Here is a 21,644-nt window from a genome sequence, read left to right as displayed (position 1 = left end):
AGCGCGTCGAAGGAATCGGAGTTGTCTTCACGTGAAGTTCCAGTCGAGGTCGCTAGTTCGTTTTTCCGTCACGGCGTTGTGCGCTGCCACGATTGGTTCCGTCGTCGCCGCGCCCAGTGTGTTCGCGCAAGCTCCCAGCGCTTCACAGGGCGATGGAACGGTGGTCTCGAGTGAACCGCTGCCCAAGGACCTCTGGATTCCCGGGACCGCTGACGCGAAGCGATTCACGTACTGGACCATTGGCTCGAACGGTCAACCCGCGCTCAGCAGCGGCGCCTACTACGTTCCCGCCGGCCCCGCTCCGGAAGGTGGCTGGCCCGTCATCGCGTGGGCACACGGAACCACAGGTCTCGACGACTCGTGTGCGCCTTCGCTTGTCGGCCCCGGCCTGCCCGATCGCGACTATCCGTACCTCGGCCGTTGGCTCGATGAAGGCTACGCAATTGTCGCGACAGACTATGTGGGGTTGGGAACTCCTGGCCTCATGCCGTACCTGGACGGAAAAGTGGAGGCGCACAGCGTCGTTGATTCCGTGAAGGCCGCTCGCGCCATCGATTCGTCCATCTCGAATCGTTGGGCGGTAGTCGGACAGTCGCAAGGCGGCGGAGCAGCCATCACGACAGCGCGATATGCCACCGAATACGGCGGCGATTCGCTCGACTACCGCGGCGGCGTCGGAACGGGTGTGCCCGCCAACATCGAACTGGCTTTCCAGCCGGCCGGACCAGGATTTCCGCCCGTTGCACTCGGCGGTGGCCTGACGTCGTATGCGCTCTACATCTTGGCCGGTTTCCGGGAGGCGCATCCCGAAATCGACCTGAACTCGTACCTCACTCCGTTGGGCCGGGAAAACGTGGACTTGGCCGAAAAGCTGTGTGCCGGAGACCTGGACGACGCGTCGAAGAAATTGGTGCTCGGAGACCTTTTGTCGAGGCCACTGAATCAGATCCCGAATTTCTACGGACTGCTGAACGACTACATGGGTGTTCCGACGAGCGGTTACGACCGTCCGATCTTCATCGGCCAAGGGCTGCTCGACGTGGATGTACCTGCACCGTCAGCACTTTCGTTGGTCGCGGCATTGGTCGCCAATCGTGAGCCGGTGACATTCAAGACCTACAACACCGATCACAGCGGTGCGTTTGTCGAGTCGCAGGCCGACACGATCCCATTTGTGGCGAATCTGTTCCGCTAGTGAAGCGATGGATTGTGGGTCTCGTTGCCCTGGGCCTCGTTTTCTACGTGGGCACCATTGTCTGGATTTCTGTCGCGTCGGCTGGGCATACCTCCGACGTGGCGGACGCGCCGGAAGCTCCGGTGGTGATCGTTCTGGGCGCACAAATCAAGGATGGGAAGCCGATGGCCTTCCTGAGAGGTCGCCTCGACGCTGCTGTTCAGCTGGTCGAGGACGGGAAGGCGCGTGCGGTACTGGTGTCGGGCGACGCGAATGGCGCGTCGGGTGACGAGATCGCTGCAATGACGAACTACCTGGTGGAGCAGGGTATCGATGAGCGTCGGGTTGTCGGGGATCCCTACGGACTCGACACTTACGACACCTGTTTTCGGGCAATACATACGTATGGCATTGATGATGCTCTGATCGTCACGCAGGGATATCACGTGCCCCGGGCCGTGGCGTTGTGTCGCGATGCCGGGATCGATGCGCACGGTGTGAACAGTGATTGCGGCTGCTCGACGCCGACTCTGGTCAAGAATGCTGCTCGGGAATGGATTTTCGCCAAACCGAAAGCAGCACTGGACATGTTGTGGGGTCGCGATGCCAAGGTCACCACTCCGCGGGAAGATTCTGTGCAGATGGCATTGAACGTGCAGTGACATTGAACGTGCAGTGACATTGAAGGTGCGGTGACATTGAAGGTGCGGTGACATTGAAGGTGCGGTGACATTGAACGTGCAGTGACACAGCATGACCCGGAAGTGGGCACACGTCTGGCCGGTGCGCGAGATGCTCACCGGCCATACGTATTCGGTAGAACTTCAGATCAAGGACGCAGCGGCGAAGGCCCCCAATGCGATCAGTGAAGCGCCGGTAACACTCTGGACCCGACGGTCAACGACGCACATGATCGAGAGGAATCCGGGCATCGAGCCACCACGTCGGGTGTGCACGATTGCAGCGAGGCTAGGCATGCACCGGCCGAGCGAGACGACGGTGAAGAGGGCGGCACCAAGGACCGGTGAACCCGAGGCGATGACGCCGAGCGCCAGCAGGTAGTACGCGCTGGATCGGATGAAAATCAAGAATCCTGGACCGATGATTGCGCCGAAGATCAGTGAAACCTTCCACGGTGCCATCGTTCGACGCAGATGACGCGGAAGCTGTTGGCGCCGCATCGGAGTCGGCAAGTTGAGGACACCCAACTCGTGAAGTCCGTAGGCAAGCGCCAGGACGGCCCAGGCAGCCAAAGCCCAGCCGATCGGAATATAGCCGGAGACAGCGGCACCGAGGCCGCCGATCAGTGTTCCGGTCACGGCTCCTGTCGTGACGGAACCCAGTGCGTGCCAGCCGAGCCGGCGGAGGGGAGTCGAAGAGCCCTTGCGGTCAGGCTGTTTCGGTGCGGCGACCACTCCGGCGACCGACATGCCACAGGTAGACCAATTGGCTGCCAGTGACGTCACCAACCCTGCCCCGACGACTGCCGTCGTCAAAGCGGTGATGTTCGAAGGGCCCGACAGGATTGCGATGCCGGCGCCGGCTGCGGCACCCGCGGCGATCAGTGTCACCCGGGTGGCGGTACCAACCGAGCCTTGAAGGGTAGGGCGGATGTCGGGGACATCAGTCTCGAGTGGGCCGTGTGAGAGAACGGTAGTCATCAGAACCTCCAAAAGGTATGTAGTTCATGAAAAGTGATCACAGGACTGTGATGATTCCGGTCATGTAGGGATGCACGGAGCACGTGTACTCGTAGACACCCGGGTCGGTGAACGTGTGCCGGTAGGTGCCGTCGCCGGTGATGCCACTGTCGAACAGTCCCGGTGATTCCACATGATGGAGGAGTCCGCCGTCGTCGAAGCGCCACTCGACCGTGCTGCCCCTTTCGAGCGTGACATCCATCGGACTGAATTGAACATTGCTGATCTCGACCACGACGTCGGGAGCGGGATCTTCTGTGCCACAAGCAGGAATACATGCCGCCGCGGCAATAATGCCGAAGCCGGCGATCCACCTCCTCATTACTGAACGATCACGGTGCCGACCATCATCGGATGGGGCGTGCAGTGGTAGGTGAAGGTCCCGGCGTCGTCGAACGTGTACGAGAAGGTGCCCTCAGTGAGTAGCTCGCTCTTCAGCTTTCCTTCCAATGCGCCGTTACCGACCACGTCGTGGGGAAGCCCACCGTCGTTGAATTTCCATTCGACCGTTTGGCCCTTCTGGATGGTGACCGACGCCGGCGTGTAGGCCATGTTCTTCACCTCGATCACAACGGCGGGTTCGGTGGACGCAGTGCTCTCGCTGCTGCAGGCGGTGAGGCTCAATGCGGCGCAGGCGGCGAGGAAAGCAGGTACGAGTTTTTTCATGAGAGATCCTCCCGAAATTGGTTCTTGTCAGCGGACGTAACGCAGGTTTGCGGTCATGCCCGCCTCGAAGTGATAGGCATTGTGGCAGTGGAACATCCACTCGCCGGGATTGTCGGCATCGAACTCGATGGCCAGTTCGGTGCCAGGTAGGACGTTGACGGTGTCGCGACGAAGTCCGCCGTAGCCCGGAACAGCGAACGTATGGCCGTGAGTGTGCATCGGATGCCACATTGTGGATGAGTTCTTCATCGTGATGCGAACGCGCTCACCCTGCTTCATGATCAACTTGCCCGCATCCGCCCCGGCCATGCCCCAGACGTATCGATCACCGGCTTGGATCAACTCGATTCGGTAGTCGCGGTCCGGTGCCTTCGTCTCGAGCCGCACGGCTTGTGCGGGGCGCAGCGAACTTTCGAGCACCAGCCTGCCGCCCAGTTCCGGAATTGATCCGCCCACATCAGGATTCGCCAGGGCAGATGCGTCGTTGCTACGCAGGACCGTCGACGCGTAGCCATCGCGGCCCTCGACCTTCGCGACGATCGGCCACGATCCGGACTTCACTGTTACAAGTACGTCGTAGCGTTGGGCCATGCCGACGATGATCGTGTCGGCTTTGGCAGGCTCCACGTCGTAACCGTCGGCCGCGATGATCGTCATCTCATGTCCCGCCACAGCGAACCGGTACGGAGTCTCGGCTGCTGCGTTGATGATTCGTAACCTGAGGACAGCGCCGGCGGCGGCGGTGACAACGGCAGGATCATTGGGCGGTCGCCCGTTGATCAGATGCAGCGGATAAGCAATGTGCTGTGTCATCCCGCCGAGAACCTCGGACGAGCCGTGGCCGGCATTCACTAATTGCTGCGCCAGTGTCATCTCGCCTGCGGAATGCTCCGCAGGAGCCGATGCCGCACCGCCGTGTCCGCCGTGACCGCCGGCGATTGCCGGATTGAGTGCCATCAGAACAGAATCCGGACTCGTGCCCAGCCCGTCGAGCCAATCATCGAGTACCAGAACAGCATCAACATCTGCCCCACTGGTGTCCTCCGGATCCTCGACGATCATGGCACCGAAAAGACCACGATCGGCTTGTAGTCCGCTGTGTGAGTGATACCAGTGTGTTCCCGGATCCGGGGCGACGAAGTCGTAGTCGAAAGTCGTGCCCACACCGATCGGAGCCTGCGTGGTGGGTGCGGCCCCGTCCATATCGTTGCGGATGCGAATTCCGTGCCAGTGCAGCGTGGTTTCAGTCTCGAGGGCATTGTGGACGGCGATCTTGACACGGTCACCGGCGGTCAAACGTAGCTCCGGCGCCACAGCAGCGCCTCCGTATGTCCACGTATCGACCAGGCGTCCGCCCAGATCAACCGTCGAGAATCCGGCGGTCAATGCAAATGCAGCGGTGCTTCCGTTCCAGGCTCGCGCCGACTCTGCGGCTGCAACCTCAGGATCGGTCGGCAGAATGTAGTCGAGATCGGTTGGCTGCGCCGGAGATGCTGCAGTGGAACTGCAGCCGGCGATCGATCCCACAGCCCCGACTCCGAAAGCAGCGGCACCAAGCGCGCCCAGGCTCAGGAATCGGCGACGCCCCAACTGTACCGGCATAGAACTGCGTGCACCGGATCCGGGAACACTCATCGGATGACTTCCGGCGTGATCAATCCGCTGACATCACCGACATTTCCCGAGACCTCAGCGGAGCTGACCTGTTCACCGGTAGTTGCGTTGTAGCCCAAGATCTTCTGCGGTGCGGACCCGTCGACTTCCGGTCCGGTACCGAGTACATAGAAGGTGGCACCGTCGACCGAGAAGACCATGCTCTTGATATCGGTGAGACCGAGATCCGCGAGCGAGAGACTCTTCACCGGAGTGAACGTAGCGGCGTCGGAGAGATCGATCTTGACCAACGAGCCACCGCGGGCAGAGTCCGGGTGAATAGCGCTGTCGGTGTAGGCAATTGCGAGACGGGTGGCGTCGGCGTTGATAACATTTTCGGAGAAACGGCCGGAATCCTGGCCCGCGTTTCCGATCGGTTTGACAGTCTCCTTCGGTAGTCCGTCGGAGAAGTCGAAGACGTACACATCGCCGTTCTCGCTGACGAGCAACGCTTTCTGTGCGTCAGGGGCCCAGGTGACCTTGCGGGTGGAGACAAAATCGTCGGGCAGGACCTTGGTTCGGGCAGTCTCCGTCGGAACGCCGTCGTCGCTGATCGAGACGTGGAGCAGCTCACGGCTGTCCTCGCACACGCTGTACAGTTCGTGCCCGACCATCCAGGTAAAGGGTCCGCAACCGACGATTTGCAGGGCTCCGCTGGCTTCCTTCTTCTCCAGATCCACGACGCGGATGCCGTACAGACCGTCATCCCAGGTGACGAAGAACTTGCCATCGGACGTGACCGCGTTGGATCCGGGACGTGAATGCACGCGGGCGACATCCGGGAGTTCGACCTCGGCCGGTTCCAGCAGGTTGCCAGAGTAGGTACTGACCGTGAAATCGGCTGCGCCACGGGAACCTCGTGGCCTCCACACTTCAGCAGCGAGCACTGCGGGGTCTTCGGGCGCGGCCCCGACAAATCCGTGAATGACCGGGTCCCAGATGCCCGGTCCGACGGTGATGCGGCTTTCGGCCACACCGGTTTTCGGATCGATGACGTTGACGCTGAGTTCGAGTTTCCCGAACCCGCCTTCGACTCCGAGAAGTCGATCGGCTGCGATCGGGATGATGGAACCGACGTGCAGTGGCTCCGGGATGGTATCGCCGATCTCCTGATCGTCGTGTCCGAGGGAAATACCTTCGCCCGGCGCAGTGAACGGCACGGTGGGGTAGGTGACATCGCCGGCGCTGGACGATTCGTCGTTGTCGGACGAACTACATCCGGCGAGGGCGAGGACGACAGTGAGTGGGAGTACGGCGACTGCGGGTCGGGCGAATTTTCGGTATCGGGAAGTGGTCATGATCCGGCACCGACCTTCGGGCGTTCTGCGGGACGGGTCTGGCAGTCCTCGCCGATGATCGGCGCCATCGTGCACGTGTACGCCTGGGACTCGTCGGAGACGCACCAGATGATTTCCTGGTCGTAGCTGCCTGCTACCGGGTTGTACATCACTGCTTGCATGTCAGGCTCACCGCAGAACGCGTTGGAACACGAAGGCGCACCACAGCAGTCGTAATATGCGATCAGATACGTCTTACCGGTATCCGGATTGGTACAGCACCCTACCCAGAATTCCGCACCGGGCTTGCTGCCGGGAGCGCAGGTGGTGACGCCGCCACCGTTGCAGGCAGCACAGGAAGTGCCATCCATGTTGCACCAGCGCCAGTATTCACATTCGGCCGGATCCTTACCGTCGTAGACGGGAACAAGCGGTTCCGGGCCGGGCGCCGGAGCGGGAGGCGCGGCTTCTTGGGCAAACGCGGTGCGCGTGACCGGCAAGGTACTGATCAGTGCAACTCCGGAAACGCCCATGGTCCACTTGCCGATTCGACTGATCATCGATCGTCGTGAGACACGTTCGGAGAGTTTGCGACCGGCGCGACTGGTCAGTGAACCGCCCTGGCCCGCCATCCATTCGGCTTGCGCTTGTACGGTTGTCTCGTCCACCGGATATCGGTTCTCGGTCATGTTGTGTTGTGGGAATACATTGTCGTCCAACGATTTTCTCCTGATTCGTGAAGAGGAACGAGCAGACTCTGGGTCAGGCCGCGCTGCCCGACTTCGCCCGCGCATGAAGGTGTTGGAGTGAGGGCGTGCCGGATTCGAGGGCGTTGAGCAGGCTCTCCACCTGAGCCATGTGGTTGCACAGGCCCTTACCGCGAATCTTGCCGTGCTCGTCGAGGATTACGCCGTACGGAGTTGTGCCCACCTGGTAGGCGATACCGACGTCTCGAGCATCGATGTAGCTGAGCTCATCGCCGATCCCACTGCCGGCCAGAAACTCTCGGTGTTCTTCGGGTGTTCCGTCGGAAATAATGACGACGTCGAGGTCGGATTCGGCTCGGGCCATCGCCCGCAGTCCGGGAAGCAGACTCTTGCAGGTCGAACAGCTCGGCGCCGTGAACAGCAGGAGCTGTGGCTTGTCGCGATGGCCGCCGACTCCGACGGTTCGACCTTCCTGATCGATCAGACCCGCAAACGACGGACCCACCTGTTCGACCTTGGGTCCGGTATCCATCATCCGGGCGCCGAGGGGGCCGAGTCGTACTTGCACTCGGCCGATTTCACGTGCGAGGGCAAGCATCATCATGAACAGAATGGCCACGGCGATCACGAGGATCACGGTTGCTACGAGCAGAAAAGTAGTCATCGCAATAGTCCTGCCTTTGCGCAGTCAGTGGTGAGAGGGTGTAGGTCAAGCGCCGTTACGCGAGGTAGCTTGCGCTGCCCGCAAGCGGATGGAAGCGCCGGAGAGGTAGTCGTCGACCGGGCGTCTTCCGAGATGGACGACAGATCGGATCTGCGCGGCTGCGACGCCCGCCAATACCAGGAGGAGGGCGAGGGCCGAACCAGCAGCCTGAAGTGGCACTGTCGCTGAACTCCCGATCACAACAGTTGCCACCGATGCAACGGCAAGGATTCCGGCACGTACCGCATGGAACCATCCGATGCGCGGAATCTCGCCGAGTCCGAAAGCGAAGCAACCACAGTCAAGGTCTCGGCGACCACGGAGAAGGTTGACAGTGAGCCCGAGAAAGAACGACGTGAACATGATTGCGGCAGCTCCGGCCGCCCACTGCCGGGCAATCCCCGTCACCAGAAGGATTCCTGCTGCGGTTTCGGCAATTGGGAGTGCTCGTGCCGCCGGAGCTTCGAGCACGCCTGGCAGGATCTTGTAGCCACGTATCGAACGCACAACACTTTCGTGGTCCGTCAGCTTGGGGATGCCGGCAAGCAGCAGGACAAATCCGATGATCGCTGAGGCGGTTACGACGGTGAAGTCCATGATTCCTCCGTTCTTCTCGGCAGTAGCAGTGACGTGTGGGACACATCTTGTACGAGTTCTACGGCGAACATGCTTCGGTGGGGATACGTCCGGGGGAGTTGCAAGTGGGATTGCATTTCTTGGATGAGAATGGGCAAATATGCAGGTAGCGATACATATTCTGCTGGAGCATCAGGTTCGACGAGCGTCCGGCGGTATCTGCCGATGCTGAAACTGTCGTGCGGATTCTCACTTGGATCAGCACTGCGCGCCACGGTGGAAACCGTCCGGAAACATAGGCGGACTAATTTGACCGACATCGGAGATATGCCCGCAAGAAGAATTGGATATTGAACACGCTGCCGTTCTTCAACGGCGGAGAATGGACGGTGAGGCATGGCGGTGACTGCGGCGTTGCGGGCGGCAATCGTGCGGGCTCAAAGTGCCGACCAGGACTGCGATCCGGTGTACTCGCCCTTACGAGGTCTGGGGCGGCGCCGATTGACGCCGATTGACCTTCTCGGCCAGTCCTTGTCGACGATCGCACCCGCTACGGGGATGGTCTTCATTGCGTTCTGGATGATCACGTACAGCCCCGGGTATGTCGGGTTGGTTGCCATTGCTGCAACTACGTCCGCGGTATTTCTTGTTGCGCTCTGTATTACGCACTTCACTCGCAGGTTGGCCGCTGCCGGTTCACTCTACAGTTTTGTCTTTCAGGGATCCGGTACCAAAGCTGCGCTGGCAGCCGGAACTGCCTTGGTGCTGGGGTATCTCGGCATTTCGGTGTCCGTGTTTTCGCAAGCAGTTCCCAGTCTGCTGGACACGATTTCGATTGTCGGTCCACAGCTCGAAGGACCAGTTCCGGCCGGGATCGTCACGATTCTGATTGCCGGCACCGTCGCCTGGATCGCGGTACGGGGAGTTCGGTTTGCCACCCGCGCGATTCTGGTTGTCGAAGCCTGTTCGCTGATCCTGATCATCGCAGTGATGCTGGCAACTCGGACCGACACGGCAACTACTGTGGCGCTTCCGAATCCGTCGTTGAGCGCTGTCCCGTTCTTGGCGATGCTGACCGTACTGAGCATGGCCGGATTCGAGAGCGCAGCATTCTTCGGGCCCGAATCGAAGCGTCCGTTGATTACCGTCACTCGCACAGTACTGATTTCGCCGATAATCTGCGGGGTCCTGTTCGTGTTTGCCGCCTGGGCAGCGATGACCGGGCACGGAGCGACGATCGTCGGTGCCTACTTCGAGGGGACGGCATCGGGCGCCGGCCCGGGAGTTGTGCTGGCAGTGAAGATCGGCATGACGTGTTCATGGTTGGCTTGCACTCTCGGTTGCGCGCAAGCAGGTTCGCGATTGTTGTACTCGATGGGAGTCGAGCGGGTACTGCCGTCGTCGCTCGCGCGGATGCACCGCCGATTCCGAACCCCGTACGTTGCCGTCATCGCGTTTGTGTCTGTGAGCACGGTTGGCGTGCTTGTATTCTCCGACGCGGTCCGCGACGATTCGGGATTCTTCGACGGAGTGGTGGAAACTGCACTGGTCTGTGCATACACGTTGGTGGCCTTCGCGTCTTGGAAGTTTCTGCGCAGAATCGGTGAGCACACGTGGCCGACACGTCTGTGCGCCTTGTCGGTAAGTGCTGCGGGCGCTGGGTTGCTGGTCTACATCGTTGTTGACGGGGTAGCTCACGGGGTGTGGGTTTTGGTGATTGCCGTAGCCACAGTTGCCGCATCCGGAACGATCTGGAGCGCGATTCTCCGGCGCGTTCGGCCGGAAAGCCTTCGGGCGGTGGGTGCTTTCGACAGTATCGAGACTGTGGATCTACTGCCGGGAACAGGCACACTTCTCATCGACGGCGATGGTCGGCCACACCTGGTTCCGGATCGGTCTGTATTCGGCAACGGCCTGCCGGAGCAGAGAGAGTGACCATCGGTCGGGCCACCGCCGGCACTCGAGTCGGCAATCGGACCACTGAAGACGCCCACTTCAGTGGTCAGCAACCCCGAGCAGTTCAGAAGGCCCTCGGGATGCTCGAAGCGGTTGCTCATCTGGGGCCGGGGACAACGGCAAAGGAGATTGCGACCTTCACCGGCGTGCCGTCGGCTACCGCGTATCGCATGTTGAATCTGTTGGTGGCAGAAGGATTTCTTGTGCGGGTACCGGATCTATCCGGCTTTGCGTTGGGTCGGCGAACGGCTGAGCCATCACATGCTGCCTCGGCCAGTGGTCCGTCACCTTCCTTGCATGATCAGGTTGAAGAGATGCGCACTCACACGCGCTACGGGTTGCATGTTGCCTCGTTCAACGCCGGCCGATTGAGATTTGTCGACAAGGATCCGGATCACGAGATCATCGGGATAACCACGCTGTCGAAGAACATTCACTCGAATGCGTTGGGCAAACTATTACTCGCGTACGACGAGCGGATTCTCGACGATCTGGAACTGCGCCGCCTCACCGAGTTCACGATTCACAATCGAGACGAACTTGCCGAGCAATTGCGCTCGGTTCGATTGCAAGGGTTTGCATTCGAGATTCAGGAATGTCGAATCGGAAGATCAGCGTTGGCGGTACCCGTTCGGGATCATGCGGACCTGGTAGCCGGAGGATTGTGCATTCAGGGATCGTTCGAGCGCGTTACACCGGACGACCGGGAATTGGTGGGGTTCCTGTTCGACTGCGCACGTCGACTCACCGGTCTTATCTGAGTGTCAGCGAAGTCGGGTGGGTACGCCCGCTGTCAGAAGTACGACCGACTCGGAAGCGTCAGCGATCCGAGCGTTCAGAATTCCGAGTAGATCGCGGAACATTCTGCCGGACTTGGTTTCCGGCACCACTCCGCTGCCAACTTCGTTGGTGACGGCAACAATCCGAACTGGGCAGGTTACCCAGGATTTCAGAAGCTGGTCGATATCGGTGTGGACCGCAGTGGTATCGCCGCTCGCCCACACGTCATGTCGGTTCATGCGCGCAGTCAACCAGGTGCCGAGGCAATCGAAGAGAATAGGTTCGGTTGCACCGGAAAGTATTTCGCACACACCACTGGTTTCGACTGTCGTCCAGGTAGCCGGCCGCCGCGCGCGATGCGACGCCATCCTGTCGGTCCAGTCGGGATCGTCGTCGTCGGGATCTCCGGTGGCGATGTAGGTGACGTGTTTGTCGGAGGCAAGCAGACTTTCTGCGTAGGTGGACTTGCCCGCGCGGGCGCCACCGGTGATCAGGGTGCGATGCGGTACTGGCATCCGTAGCCGCAGTACGGCTCCGTCAGGCACTGTCCTTGCGGCGGAATAGCTCAGAGTCTCAGTGAGTTCCGGCAGCGGTGGGTTGTGGTGTCCCAGGTGAACGGCCAGGACATCGGTTCGGTCTGTGACGGCGCCATTGTCGCGTAGTGCTGTGACGGTGCGAGCGAAACTGGGCAGGTCGTGGTGCCCGGTGTCGTGATCGGTTTTGTTTCCGAAGGTTTCGTCGAGGAAGAGGGCGTCGAAGTCCGCTTCTGCAATTGCGGCGATGGTCGTCTCGGGAAGTGGACCGGTGTCGGTTGCCCAGAAGATTCGGGTTCCGTCTGTGTCGGTGATGTCGTACAACAACGTCGGCACTTCGTGAGTCGCAGCCAAAGCGTGAACAACATACTTGTCCAGCGTTATCGACTGCCCGGCAACGAGTGGAACGAAGGTGACCGGGTCTTGCGGTCCTACCCAATCGCGGCAGAGATCAAGAGCGTCGGCCGGTCCGAGAACCTGAAGCGGTTCGGTGCGAGAGGCCCAAGACCGGAACAGTAGTGCCATCGGGCCCAGGTGATCGGGATGTGAGTGGGTCAGCAAAATGTGTGAGACACCGGCGAGGGTTCTGCCGTATCGCGAAGCGGCACGCGGTACTTCGGGTCCGCAGTCCACAAGGATCTGGTTGTCCAACAGCGCCGCGGTATGGCCTCGGACGGAACCATTTTTCAGAGCCCAGGAGCAGGATTCACACGTACAGAACGGGTTCGGCCAGCCATCCGCAGCGCCGGTGCCGAGCATAACCAGCTCCATCAGCGGGCATTCTTCTGGAGGATCGGTACAACAACGGGTCCGCTCGGTCGATCGAGAACTTCCACGCGGGCGCCGTACACCTCGCCCAGAAGGTCTGCGCGCAGAACGTCGGACGGTGTTCCGTCGGCCACGACTCGGCCTTGATTGAGCAACACGATGCGCTGCCCGTACTGCCCGGCGAGAGTGAGATCGTGCATTGCGGCAATCACTGTGATGTTGTCGGACAGCCGCATTGCCTCTACGAGGTCGAGGACCTGCTGCTGGTGCCCGATGTCGAGGGCGCTGGTCGGCTCGTCGAGAAGCAACACCTTGGGCTCTTGGGCGAGGGCGCGGGCCAGAACCACGCGCTGGAGTTCTCCACCGGAAAGTTCGGTTGCGCGGCGAGCGGCAAAAGCAGTGAGGTCCAGGCGCTCGATGACGTTGTTGATCACGGCGCGATCGGCGGACGTCTCGGTGCCGAAGCGTCGTAGATACGGCGTACGGCCCAGCGCGACAAGCTCGGTGACCGTTGCGCCTTCCGGTACCACCGGCCGCTGCGGCATCAAGGCGACAACCTGGGACATAGTTTTACGAGAAGAACTCCGAGGGCTGCGACCGGACACAGTGAGTTCACCGGTGGAAACGATCAGCCCGGCCAAGGCATGCATCAACGTTGTCTTGCCGGCGCCGTTGGGGCCGACCACGGCTACCCAATCGCCCGGGGAGACATCCAGATCGATGCCGTCGACTACGTCCTTGCCGCCGAGCATCACTCGTAGGCCTCGGCAATGTACTGCGGGCGTCGTCATGCCGATACCCGGCTGCGGCGTAGGACCAACAGGAAGAACGGCGCACCGATCATGGCTGTCACGACACCGATCGGAAGTTCAGCGGGCGACATCAAGGTGCGCGCGGCTACGTCGGTGAGGACGAGGAACGCGGCGCCCAGCATCAGGGACAGCGGCAGGAGCAGGCGGTGCGAGGGTCCGGCGACAAGTCGAACTGCATGGGGAACAACAATTCCCACAAAGCCGATCAGGCCGCTGGCACTGACCACTGCGGCCGTTCCGAGGGTGGCGGCAAGCACCAGAATGAGCCGCGACCGAGCCGGATCCACGCCCAAACTGGCGGCTTCCACGTCGCCGACAGCCATGACGTCGAGCACCCGTCGGTGAACAAGAATGACAGCAGACGCCAGCACGACGTAGGGAATGACAACCAGAACCTCTGACCAACCGTCCGTCGACAATCCGCCGAGCAGCCACGTATAGACCTCGCGCAGTGAATCGTCGAAGCGTTGCTGCACAAAGGTTTGCACTGCATTGGTGAAGGCTGCAACCGCAACACCCGCGAGAATGATGACCACGGCATTCTGGGCGCCGCCGATACTGCGTCCGAGCGCGTAGGTTGCGAATACTGCAAGCACGCCACCGGCGAAGGCGGCCATGGGAATTCCGAACATGCCCAGTGCGCCGCCGGAGACGATGGCCAGCGTTGCACCTAGACCGGCGCCGCTGGATACGCCCAGTAAGTAGGGGTCTGCCAACGGATTTCGGAACACACCTTGGTAGGCGGCTCCGGCCACCGCCAGCATCGCTCCGACCAACGCGCCCAGGACAACTCGGGGAAGTCGGATCTGCCACAGAATGGCCTGCTGTTGAACGGTGAGACCGGAATCGATGTGGACGCCCGGAATGCCGTCGAGCAGTTCGAGAATGACTCGATCAGGAGTCAGACCGGCCGGACCCACCAGAACACCGATCAGCAGTGACGCACACAGAATGAGTGCGGCACCGACAAGAGCGGCGATCCGGTGGTTCGCGAGACCAGCTTTTGGCATCAGGGAACTCAGACCGTCGGAACCTGCGCCACGATGGCGGCAACAGCCTGGACCTGGTCGGCGACGCGGGGTCCCCAACGGCTGGAAAGGTCCTCGTCGAGCACATGAATCTGATTTCCGGTCACAGCCTTCATGCCGTTCCAACCCGGCCGTGCTGCAACAGCTTCCGCGGTGACACCGCAGCACTGGGAATCGGCCAGAAAGATCAGGTCAGGATTGGCCTGGACCACGAACTCCGCCGAAAGCTGCGGGTAATCGCCCTGATTGGCCGCGTCGGCGATGCTCTTCATTCCGAACAGGCCGTAGATCTTCCCGATGAAGCTGGTACTGGTCACGGTGTAGAGCGAGGAGTCGAGTTCGTGGAAGTAGGTCAGGGGCTGTGGCCGTGCCGGAACTCCGGCAACCGCCGCATCGATCTTGGTGCGCATATCGCTGACGACATCCGTGCCGGCATCCTTGTGGCCCGTCGCTGTCGCGACCAGTTCGATCTGCGAATAGACGTCGTCGATGCTTGTTGCTGCGGGGAGCAAGAGCGTCGGAACCTTGGCCTTCTTCAATCCGGAGACAAGATCGTTCATGTCGTCGGAGGCGATGACCAGATCGGGCGCGTAGCCGAGGATGGCTTCGACGTTGGGAGCGAAGCCCGACAGATCTGTGACGGGAACTCCGGCAGGGTAGTCGGACTGATTGTCGACGGCTTTGACCTGATCGCCGGCACCGACGGCCCACAGTGTTTCGGTGGCGCTGGGGCTCAGGGAGACGATCGACTGCGGACGCGTCTCGATGGTGATGTCGGTGGAACCGGATGCAACCGTCACCGGGAACGATCCGTCGGAGGCTGCCGTCGTCGTGGGAGCGTCGGATGTCGAACTGCTGCAGGCGCCCGCCAACAGGGCTGTACTCACCGCCAGCGCAGCAAAAATCGATCGGAACGTTCGTGTCGGCCGACTGCTCACAGCCACCCCTCCAATAGTGGATAAAGGTCGCCATGCGGCGCGGCCAGGAGGCTGGGCTGCACGAGCGTCCTTCGTCCGAGGACCATCGTGTCGCCACGAAGCTGGGTGACCTGACTCGTTCGCCTCGTCAAAATCCGGGCGACTTCACAGTTGCGTCGACAGTGCCGGGATCGCACCGGACTTCACAAGCAGCGTGGCACCCCGGAAATCCGGGGCATCTGCACTTTACAGGGGTGCCGGCTCTTGACCTGAAGGGCAAAGGCCTTGACCTGGTGAGCAAAGGTAGGGTAAATATCTATTCCACTAATGAACTAGTGAAAGGGTTCGGATGATCGACTTCCGTATCGACCGCCGATCCGGCATTCCCACCTACGTGCAATTGGTTGTGCAGGTGAAGCAGGCACTCCGTCTCGGCGACCTACAGGTCGGTGACCGACTGCCTACTGCAAAAGACGTCGTGGGTGCGCTCGCGATCAATCCCAACACCGTGCTTAAGGCGTACAAGGAACTCGAGCGCGACGGGTTGGTTACGCCGAGGCCGGGCTTGGGAACATTTGTCACCAAGTCCTTGGCCAAGCCGGGGATGGCAGAAAGCACCGCGCTACGTACCGAGTTGTCTCGCTGGGTCTCGGACGCCGTGGCCGCCGGCCTCGAGCGAACAGACATCGAGGCGCTCGTAGCTATGGAACTCGAACGCGAGTTCACCGAAACAGAGTCATCCGAAACCGAGTCATCCGGAGAAGAGGGGGAGGCACCATGACCGAGCAAGAATCTGCGCTCACCATGGCAGACGTGGACAAGCGCTTCGGGCGCGAGAAGGTTCTCGACGCCTGCACCTTCGAGGTGGCGACGGGAAGTATCACGGCACTGGTGGGAGTGAACGGCGCCGGCAAGTCAACCCTGATGAATGTGGCAGTGGGTTTGATGGCGCCGGATCACGGCTCGATTTCCGTGCTCGGCGCGGAACCGAGTCGCGGCGGCATCAGTCCGGGCTTGGCGTATCTGGCGCAGCACAAGCCGCTGTACCCCAAATTCACTGTCGCTGAGCTGCTTCGGTTCGGTGCACACACCAATGATCATTGGGACGCGAAGTATGCGCTCGGTTTGGTAGAGCGGGCCGACGTTCCTCTCGACGCGAAGGCCAAGAATCTCTCTCCCGGCCAACGGACAAGAGTGGCATTGGCTTTAGCGCTCGGACGCCGGCCGAAACTGCTGCTCCTCGACGAGCCGTTGGCAGATCTGGACCCTGTCGCGAGGCGGTCGGTCGCGTCCTCGTTGCTTGAGGACGTCGCGGAATTCGGTACCACCGTATTGCTGTCCTCTCACATCATTTCCGAGCTGGCCGACGTCTCGGATCGACTCCTTCTCCTCGGCGACGGAAATGCTCGACTCTCCGGTCCGTTGGATGAATTGGTTTCTGCCCATTACGTATTGGTGGGTGACGGGGATCCGTCGGATGTGGTGGGCGCCGGCACAGTGGTGCATACCGACAAGGGGCTCCGACGAAATGCGCACCTCGTCGAGGGTCGTAGGCCGAGTGGATCTGCTGGCTGGACAATCGACGACGCAACTCTGGACGACCTAGTGCTCGGGCATCTGAGCGCAGAAGCGAAGGTGTCAGCATGATCTGGGTAACCTGGCGTCACCATCGGACATCGCTCACGATATCGTTGGGAATCATTGCCGCGCTGGCCGTTACGGCATTGATCGGCGGCGTCGTCAGCGAGATTATGACCACCGTGATTGCAACGCTGCTTCCCGTGCTCCTGGGAGCGCTGGTTGGTGTAACGGTCTTCTCCCGGGACATTGAACAGGGCACTCATGTTCTGGGATTGACGCAGTCTGTCAGTCGCGCACGCTGGTTCTGGATGCGAGTGCTCGTCGTCTTCGTTCCGCTGTCCGTTGCCGCAGCACTACTCGGTTTTGTTCTCGAGTGGACCCGAGCCGCGGACGGTGGTGGTAGCTATGTATTTGTATCCGGTAGTGGTCAGTTGCCCGACATCTCGAACTTGACGTATCCGTTCTTTCAATCCAGTGGATTAGCATTGGGTGCTTACACATTCATGGCTCTCGTGCTCGGAGCAGCCCTTGCCTTGATGGTGCGCAGTTCGATCGGCGCAATGGCACTGACCATGGTCGGTGTAGTTGTCGTTCTGGCGGTGTTTCAGTTTGTCGCCAGGCCGCACTACGCACCGCTGAGTATCGAGGCTTCACCGCTGGACAGATCCAGTTCCTATGCTTTGTACACGAGTGATGACGTTGTCCCCGGTATCGATTGGGAGATCGAGAGTGGAAACGCCGACATCCGTGGCAACTTCGTGGACGTTCGCTATGACGAATGCTCCTGGACGAATCTCGGTTCCGATGCCTACGAATGGAAACCTGACGAGACAGACGCCCAGTACGACGAGCGGATCGAGGTGCTGCAGGAGCAAGAGGGCCGAGACATGGAGGTCTGCCTGCGTGAGCAGGGCGTCGACCACTTCGAGACTCGCTACCATTCAGCCGATCAGTTCCATCGATTCCAGCTGATGGAAGCTGCTCTGGTACTGGTTCTTTCAGGTCTTATCCTACTCCGCGCGCTCTCAGCGCTACGACGCGTCAAGCCGTAACTCTCAGCTGGTGACCGGTGCGACGCTCAGTTGATTGATGTTTGCGCTGGTCATCGAGCAGGCTTTGGTGGGGTAGGGGACAAAGACGGAATCGTAGCTGTTGGGCGGGTAGACCTGCAGCCCCGCAACTTCGGTGACACCGCACTGATCTGCCGGGTAGTTCTCGACGTTGGTGGCACGAACCATCGCGGTGCCGGCAGATCCGGGGGCAAGTGAAACAACGGAACCGGAGCCGGATCGGGTCGCGGGCGCGCCCACCGGATTCCCGGAGGCGACCGTGACATATGAGACGCCGGGGAAACCGTCGAGGTTGCAGGTTCGTGAGCTTGTATTGGTGAAGACCAAGGGGAGTTCGGTGGAGCCTGCCGCGCCGCCCGCTTGTCCGAGTGTCACGGTCAGTTCTCCGACGGTGCAGTTCTGTGGATTCGGGACCATCGTTGTGGTGGCCTGCGAGTGCTGGGCATGAGTGGTCGGTGCGGGTGCGGGTGCGGGTGCCGGCGCCGCGGAGGTAGGCAGCGCCGCGGTGGTGGTGGGAACGGAGGAGCTTGCCGCGGTATCAGAACTGTCGGATCCGCAACCACTGACGAGGGCCAGTGCGGCCAGAGGTGCCGCGAACAGGACGATCCGACGTGTTTGTGTTGGACTCATAGTGTTCGCTCCTCCAGACATCCGATACGTGTGTCCGGTATATCCGAATTAGGTCTGGGATGTGCGGGAATGCGGTAACTATGCCCGCACAGGAACCCCACACAAGAACCACGCCGCCGAGTACGAAGGAGATTCGATGTCGCCGATTCCGGATGCACGGCCCGATCCCCAGCCTCGTGACATCAAGCGGTGGCGCCGGTATCTAGCGGATGAGCAGGCTGAGGCAGCTGTCTACCGAGACCTTGCCGGACGACGGACCGGTGAGGAGCGCGAGATCCTTCTTGCCTTGGCCGAAGCGGAAGGCCGGCATGAGGCCCATTGGCGAGCCCTCCTCGGCGATCACGTGGGCAAGCCGATGCGAGGTGATATCCGTACGCGCATACTCGGCTTCCTGGCAAGGCGATTCGGCTCGGTTTTTGTTCTGGCCCTTGCCCAACGCGCCGAGACCCGGTCGCCCTACCCACATGATGCCGACGCCACCGCGTCGATGGGCGCCGACGAAAAAATCCACGAAGAAGTAGTGCGGGCCCTGGCCACCCGTGGCCGCAACAGACTCTCGGGAACGTTCCGAGCCGCGGTCTTCGGGGCAAACGACGGATTGGTCAGCAACTTGGCTTTGGTCCTCGGTATCAGTGGCAGCGGTGTCTCCAACCAGATCGTGCTACTCACCGGCATGGCCGGACTCCTGGCCGGTGCTCTGTCGATGGGAGCGGGCGAGTACGTTTCGGTGCGCTCCCAACGTGAATTACTCGAGGCCTCCACGCCGGGAGCGGCAGCAAGAGACGCCGTCGGACTCCTCGATGTCGACGCCAACGAGTTGGCGCTGGTGTATCGGGCTCGCGGTATGACGGAAGAGGAAGCTGAAGTTCGCGCCGCAGAGGCGTTGAAGTACAACAACTTCGGATCCATGGATGTCGAGGACACCCACGAGGCGGTCGGTACCGGCATCGGTGCTGCGTTAGCCAGTTTCTGCTTCTTCGCTTCCGGCGCAATCATTCCGGTGCTGCCGTACCTGTTCGGTTTGGAAGGCCTGACCGCACTCATTGTGGCCTCCGTTCTGGTCGGCATTGCCCTGCTAGGCACCGGTGTGGTGGTCGGATTGCTTTCCGGTGGTCCGCCTTTCAAGCGTGCGCTTCGGCAACTTGCCATCGGTTTCGGCGCGGCCGGCGCAACGTATCTGCTGGGCATGCTCTTCGGGACGTCTCTGTAGCTAGGCGCGCAATGCAGGATCTCGGAACGCCGGATCGATCCGAACCGGCACTTGGCAGACCACGGCATCGGTGTGCTTGCGCAATGCGTCGGCAACCTCGTCGGTGCGTTGGCGCGGAAGGAATCGGTGCCACGGCGTAGCGGGGTCGAGAGTGGCGATCACGGCAAACGTCTCCCGATGGGGGAAATGCGCCCGAATGTACCGGGACAGTGAGAGTCCCACCGAGTTCTCGGTGTCCTCGATGATGATCAGCCGCGAATTCGGGTACTTCGCATTCCATCTCCGAGCGAACTCGGCCGTCGACTCGTGCTCCATACAGACTCGGATGGCGATCGGTTGTGACGACATGGCGTACGCAGCGTCCATGGCGCGGGACGAGAGCGTCGTCAATCCGGATACCGGAACCAGCACGGCCGGCTTGTATCCGATTGTCGGAGAGGCGCTCTTGTCGGCGCTGACGGTCAGACGTTCCCCGATGTGCTGGTACGCGCCGCGTATACGTTCCATGCCCAGCACGAGTACTGGTAGCGCGAGCGCGATCAGCCAGGCGCCTTCGGTGAACTTCATTGCGGTGGTTACCACCGCTGCGATCGCGGTCAACGCAGCGCCGAAACCGTTGAGGGCCAAGCGCCATCTCCAGCCGCGGGTCCGCAGGGTCAGCCAGTGCTTCACCATGCCGAACTGGGCGAGCGTGAAACCAATGAACACACCGATCGCAAACAGGGGGACAAGCGTATTCATCTGGCCGGCGGATCCGATCAGAAGCAGTGCAGCGGCAACGCCCAGGGCCAAAACTCCGTACGTGAAGACGTCCCGAGACGACTTTCGGCTCAAGCGATGCGGAAGAACATTGTCGTCGGCGAGAATTCGCATCAGGTTGGGTAGTCCGCCGTAGGACGTGTTCGCAGCGAGGGCCAACAGCACTACGGTCGAGAACTGGACGACGTAGTATCCGACGCCATTTCCGAGAGCAGCGGATGTGAGCTGGGACAGGACTGTTGTTCCGGGCACCGGAGCCAAGGCGAACTTTTCGATCAGCACCGCGAGTCCGATCAGCATGGTGCCCAACAGGACTCCCAATGCGACCTCGGCGCGCTGGGCAGTGCGCACCCGCGGCTTCTTGAAGCTCGGTACGGCATTGGCAATGGCCTCGACGCCGGTCAACGCGGCGCAACCACTCGAAAACGCTTTGAGGAGTAGAAGAACCCCGATCGTGTGCGCATTGTCGACGAGGAACGGCGCAGACACAGTGACTGCCGGTTTATCTCGAAACAGTCCCGCGATGATCACGGTGAAGATGCTGACCAGAAAGATGGCGGTGGGCAGCATGAATGCTCGCGCCGACTCGGCGATACCGCGCAAATTCAGCGCCGTGATGCCGCCGAGAATTACCAGTGCGATCCACACCGTGTACGGCAACAGAGCCGGGAAGGCCGACGTCAGTGCCGCCACTCCGGCAGCGATCGACACCGCGACATTGAGTGTGTAATCGATGATCAACGACGCGGCAGCAGTCAGGCTGGCCCGCTTGCTCAGGTGTTTCCGGGCGACGGCGTAGGCGCCGCCGCCTTCCGGAAAGGCAGCAATAACCTGGCGGTACGACGCCACCAAGATCGCGAGCAGTATCGCGATGGCAATAGTTACCGGAAGAGTGAACCCGAGTCCGGCCCCGCCGGCTAGCGCCAGCACCAACACAATGGCCTCGGGACCGTACGAAACCGAAGCCATCGCGTCGAGCGAAAGCCCTGCCAAACCTGTGGCCACCGAGAGCTTTTGACGCTCGCGGAGACTTTGCTTCGCTGCGCGCGGGGCCCGTTGGCGAAGAGCTGGTGGGCGAAAGGAAAAGGCGTGACCGATCATCACTGCATGTCTCACCGAACAAGTATCCGGACCGATCGGGAGC

General features: G+C 61.1%; 22 protein-coding genes. 8 read left to right on the top strand and 14 right to left on the bottom strand.

The window, feature by feature from the left end; all coding sequences use genetic code 11:
* Positions 1-31 precede the first annotated feature (31 nt).
* Both MTX36_RS23715 and MTX36_RS23710 read left to right on the top strand, forming a co-directional pair.
* On the top strand, positions 32-1,195 hold the full coding sequence (locus MTX36_RS23715) for a lipase family protein (protein ID WP_243622092.1): 1,164 nt from the start codon (positions 32-34) through the stop codon (positions 1,193-1,195).
* Entirely contained in the window at positions 1,195-1,836 is a 642-nt protein-coding gene (locus MTX36_RS23710) for a vancomycin high temperature exclusion protein (protein ID WP_243622091.1), read from the top strand. Before MTX36_RS23715 ends, MTX36_RS23710 begins: the two co-directional genes overlap by 1 nt.
* A gap of 162 nt (positions 1,837-1,998) precedes the next feature.
* Here the strand turns inward: MTX36_RS23710 and MTX36_RS23705 are convergent, their stop codons facing one another.
* The 8 genes from MTX36_RS23705 to MTX36_RS23670 form a co-directional block, all read right to left on the bottom strand.
* Positions 1,999-2,835, bottom strand: a complete 837-nt coding sequence (locus MTX36_RS23705) for a methylamine utilization protein (protein ID WP_243622090.1) — start codon at positions 2,833-2,835, stop codon at positions 1,999-2,001.
* 37 nt (positions 2,836-2,872) lie between these two features.
* On the bottom strand, positions 2,873-3,196 hold the full coding sequence (locus MTX36_RS23700) for a cupredoxin domain-containing protein (RefSeq protein ID WP_243622089.1): 324 nt from the start codon (positions 3,194-3,196) through the stop codon (positions 2,873-2,875).
* Complete coding sequence (locus tag MTX36_RS23695) at positions 3,196-3,540, bottom strand: plastocyanin/azurin family copper-binding protein (RefSeq protein WP_243622088.1); 345 nt, start codon at positions 3,538-3,540, stop codon at positions 3,196-3,198. The genes MTX36_RS23700 and MTX36_RS23695 overlap by 1 nt, the downstream gene beginning before the upstream one ends.
* 27 nt (positions 3,541-3,567) lie before the next feature.
* Positions 3,568-5,175, bottom strand: coding sequence for a multicopper oxidase family protein (locus MTX36_RS23690; protein WP_243622087.1), 1,608 nt, complete (start codon positions 5,173-5,175; stop codon positions 3,568-3,570).
* Positions 5,172-6,491, bottom strand: coding sequence for a hypothetical protein (locus MTX36_RS23685; RefSeq protein WP_243622086.1), 1,320 nt, complete (start codon positions 6,489-6,491; stop codon positions 5,172-5,174). Before MTX36_RS23685 ends, MTX36_RS23690 begins: the two co-directional genes overlap by 4 nt.
* A complete protein-coding gene (locus MTX36_RS23680) occupies positions 6,488-7,159 on the bottom strand; it encodes a methylamine dehydrogenase light chain (protein ID WP_243622103.1) in 672 nt (223 codons plus the stop codon). Before MTX36_RS23680 ends, MTX36_RS23685 begins: the two co-directional genes overlap by 4 nt.
* 73 nt (positions 7,160-7,232) lie before the next feature.
* Positions 7,233-7,841, bottom strand: a complete 609-nt coding sequence (locus MTX36_RS23675) for a redoxin domain-containing protein (RefSeq protein ID WP_243622085.1) — start codon at positions 7,839-7,841, stop codon at positions 7,233-7,235.
* A gap of 45 nt (positions 7,842-7,886) precedes the next feature.
* Positions 7,887-8,477: a MauE/DoxX family redox-associated membrane protein gene (locus MTX36_RS23670; RefSeq protein ID WP_243622084.1), complete on the bottom strand. Its 591-nt coding sequence runs from the start codon at positions 8,475-8,477 to the stop codon at positions 7,887-7,889.
* 375 nt (positions 8,478-8,852) lie between these two features.
* Between MTX36_RS23670 and MTX36_RS23665 the strand changes: the two genes are divergently transcribed.
* Positions 8,853-10,391 (top strand): APC family permease, encoded by a 1,539-nt coding sequence (locus MTX36_RS23665; RefSeq protein ID WP_243622083.1) that lies wholly within the window; start codon positions 8,853-8,855, stop codon positions 10,389-10,391.
* Positions 10,388-11,173, top strand: a complete 786-nt coding sequence (locus MTX36_RS23660) for an IclR family transcriptional regulator (protein ID WP_243622082.1) — start codon at positions 10,388-10,390, stop codon at positions 11,171-11,173. The genes MTX36_RS23665 and MTX36_RS23660 overlap by 4 nt, the downstream gene beginning before the upstream one ends.
* Positions 11,174-11,176: 3 nt before the next feature.
* On the opposite strand, the gene MTX36_RS23655 is transcribed toward MTX36_RS23660, so the two are convergent.
* Genes MTX36_RS23655 through MTX36_RS23640 form a run of 4 tightly spaced genes read right to left on the bottom strand, consistent with a single transcriptional unit; the run spans position 11,177 to position 15,271 of the window.
* On the bottom strand, positions 11,177-12,496 hold the full coding sequence (locus tag MTX36_RS23655; protein ID WP_243622081.1) for a bifunctional adenosylcobinamide kinase/adenosylcobinamide-phosphate guanylyltransferase: 1,320 nt from the start codon (positions 12,494-12,496) through the stop codon (positions 11,177-11,179).
* Positions 12,496-13,284 (bottom strand): ABC transporter ATP-binding protein, encoded by a 789-nt coding sequence (locus MTX36_RS23650; RefSeq protein ID WP_243622080.1) that lies wholly within the window; start codon positions 13,282-13,284, stop codon positions 12,496-12,498. The genes MTX36_RS23655 and MTX36_RS23650 overlap by 1 nt, the downstream gene beginning before the upstream one ends.
* Entirely contained in the window at positions 13,281-14,315 is a 1,035-nt protein-coding gene (locus tag MTX36_RS23645; RefSeq protein ID WP_243622079.1) for an iron ABC transporter permease, read from the bottom strand. Before MTX36_RS23645 ends, MTX36_RS23650 begins: the two co-directional genes overlap by 4 nt.
* An 8-nt stretch (positions 14,316-14,323) precedes the next feature.
* Positions 14,324-15,271 carry an ABC transporter substrate-binding protein gene (locus MTX36_RS23640; protein WP_243622078.1) on the bottom strand — a complete coding sequence of 316 codons (948 nt, stop codon included), beginning with the start codon at positions 15,269-15,271 and terminating at the stop codon, positions 14,324-14,326.
* Between the two features lie 328 nt (positions 15,272-15,599).
* Here MTX36_RS23640 and MTX36_RS23635 point away from each other — a divergent pair, with 328 nt between their 5' ends.
* The 3 genes from MTX36_RS23635 to MTX36_RS23625 are packed head-to-tail and all read left to right on the top strand — an operon-like array spanning position 15,600 to position 17,883.
* On the top strand, positions 15,600-16,031 hold the full coding sequence (locus tag MTX36_RS23635) for a GntR family transcriptional regulator (protein WP_243622077.1): 432 nt from the start codon (positions 15,600-15,602) through the stop codon (positions 16,029-16,031).
* Entirely contained in the window at positions 16,028-16,897 is an 870-nt protein-coding gene (locus MTX36_RS23630; protein ID WP_243622076.1) for an ABC transporter ATP-binding protein, read from the top strand. The genes MTX36_RS23635 and MTX36_RS23630 overlap by 4 nt, the downstream gene beginning before the upstream one ends.
* Positions 16,894-17,883 carry an ABC transporter permease gene (locus MTX36_RS23625; RefSeq protein WP_243622075.1) on the top strand — a complete coding sequence of 330 codons (990 nt, stop codon included), beginning with the start codon at positions 16,894-16,896 and terminating at the stop codon, positions 17,881-17,883. Before MTX36_RS23630 ends, MTX36_RS23625 begins: the two co-directional genes overlap by 4 nt.
* Positions 17,884-17,886: 3 nt before the next feature.
* Here MTX36_RS23625 and MTX36_RS23620 read toward each other — a convergent pair whose 3' ends face one another.
* Positions 17,887-18,531: a DUF4232 domain-containing protein gene (locus MTX36_RS23620; protein ID WP_243622074.1), complete on the bottom strand. Its 645-nt coding sequence runs from the start codon at positions 18,529-18,531 to the stop codon at positions 17,887-17,889.
* Positions 18,532-18,667: 136 nt separating this feature from the next.
* On the opposite strand from MTX36_RS23620, the gene MTX36_RS23615 reads away from it, so the two are divergent.
* Positions 18,668-19,741, top strand: a complete 1,074-nt coding sequence (locus tag MTX36_RS23615) for a VIT1/CCC1 transporter family protein (protein ID WP_243622073.1) — start codon at positions 18,668-18,670, stop codon at positions 19,739-19,741.
* Here MTX36_RS23615 and MTX36_RS23610 read toward each other — a convergent pair whose 3' ends face one another.
* Complete coding sequence (locus MTX36_RS23610; RefSeq protein WP_243622102.1) at positions 19,742-21,469, bottom strand: APC family permease; 1,728 nt, start codon at positions 21,467-21,469, stop codon at positions 19,742-19,744.
* Between the last annotated feature and the right edge of the window lie 175 nt (positions 21,470-21,644).

Origin of the sequence: Rhodococcus sp. ARC_M6, assembly GCF_022810305.1 — a bacterium.
GTDB lineage: Bacteria > Actinomycetota > Actinomycetes > Mycobacteriales > Mycobacteriaceae > Rhodococcus_F.
Note: the sequence above shows the minus strand (reverse complement) of the source record. Positions and strands in the feature narration are given on the sequence as shown.

Coding starts and splice junctions, on each gene's coding strand:
- MTX36_RS23675 (WP_243622085.1), bottom strand. CDS start 7,841: ATGACTACTTTTCTGCTCGTAGCAACCGTGATCCTCGTGATCGCCGTG.
- MTX36_RS23630 (WP_243622076.1), top strand. CDS start 16,028: ATGACCGAGCAAGAATCTGCGCTCACCATGGCAGACGTGGACAAGCGC.
- MTX36_RS23610 (WP_243622102.1), bottom strand. CDS start 21,469: ATGGCTTCGGTTTCGTACGGTCCCGAGGCCATTGTGTTGGTGCTGGCG.
- MTX36_RS23615 (WP_243622073.1), top strand. CDS start 18,668: ATGTCGCCGATTCCGGATGCACGGCCCGATCCCCAGCCTCGTGACATC.
- MTX36_RS23650 (WP_243622080.1), bottom strand. CDS start 13,284: ATGACGACGCCCGCAGTACATTGCCGAGGCCTACGAGTGATGCTCGGC.
- MTX36_RS23695 (WP_243622088.1), bottom strand. CDS start 3,540: ATGAAAAAACTCGTACCTGCTTTCCTCGCCGCCTGCGCCGCATTGAGC.
- MTX36_RS23700 (WP_243622089.1), bottom strand. CDS start 3,196: ATGAGGAGGTGGATCGCCGGCTTCGGCATTATTGCCGCGGCGGCATGT.
- MTX36_RS23665 (WP_243622083.1), top strand. CDS start 8,853: ATGGCGGTGACTGCGGCGTTGCGGGCGGCAATCGTGCGGGCTCAAAGT.
- MTX36_RS23680 (WP_243622103.1), bottom strand. CDS start 7,159: ATGACCGAGAACCGATATCCGGTGGACGAGACAACCGTACAAGCGCAA.
- MTX36_RS23685 (WP_243622086.1), bottom strand. CDS start 6,491: ATGACCACTTCCCGATACCGAAAATTCGCCCGACCCGCAGTCGCCGTA.
- MTX36_RS23670 (WP_243622084.1), bottom strand. CDS start 8,477: ATGGACTTCACCGTCGTAACCGCCTCAGCGATCATCGGATTTGTCCTG.
- MTX36_RS23625 (WP_243622075.1), top strand. CDS start 16,894: ATGATCTGGGTAACCTGGCGTCACCATCGGACATCGCTCACGATATCG.
- MTX36_RS23705 (WP_243622090.1), bottom strand. CDS start 2,835: ATGACTACCGTTCTCTCACACGGCCCACTCGAGACTGATGTCCCCGAC.
- MTX36_RS23635 (WP_243622077.1), top strand. CDS start 15,600: ATGATCGACTTCCGTATCGACCGCCGATCCGGCATTCCCACCTACGTG.
- MTX36_RS23645 (WP_243622079.1), bottom strand. CDS start 14,315: ATGCCAAAAGCTGGTCTCGCGAACCACCGGATCGCCGCTCTTGTCGGT.
- MTX36_RS23690 (WP_243622087.1), bottom strand. CDS start 5,175: ATGAGTGTTCCCGGATCCGGTGCACGCAGTTCTATGCCGGTACAGTTG.
- MTX36_RS23620 (WP_243622074.1), bottom strand. CDS start 18,531: ATGAGTCCAACACAAACACGTCGGATCGTCCTGTTCGCGGCACCTCTG.
- MTX36_RS23655 (WP_243622081.1), bottom strand. CDS start 12,496: ATGGAGCTGGTTATGCTCGGCACCGGCGCTGCGGATGGCTGGCCGAAC.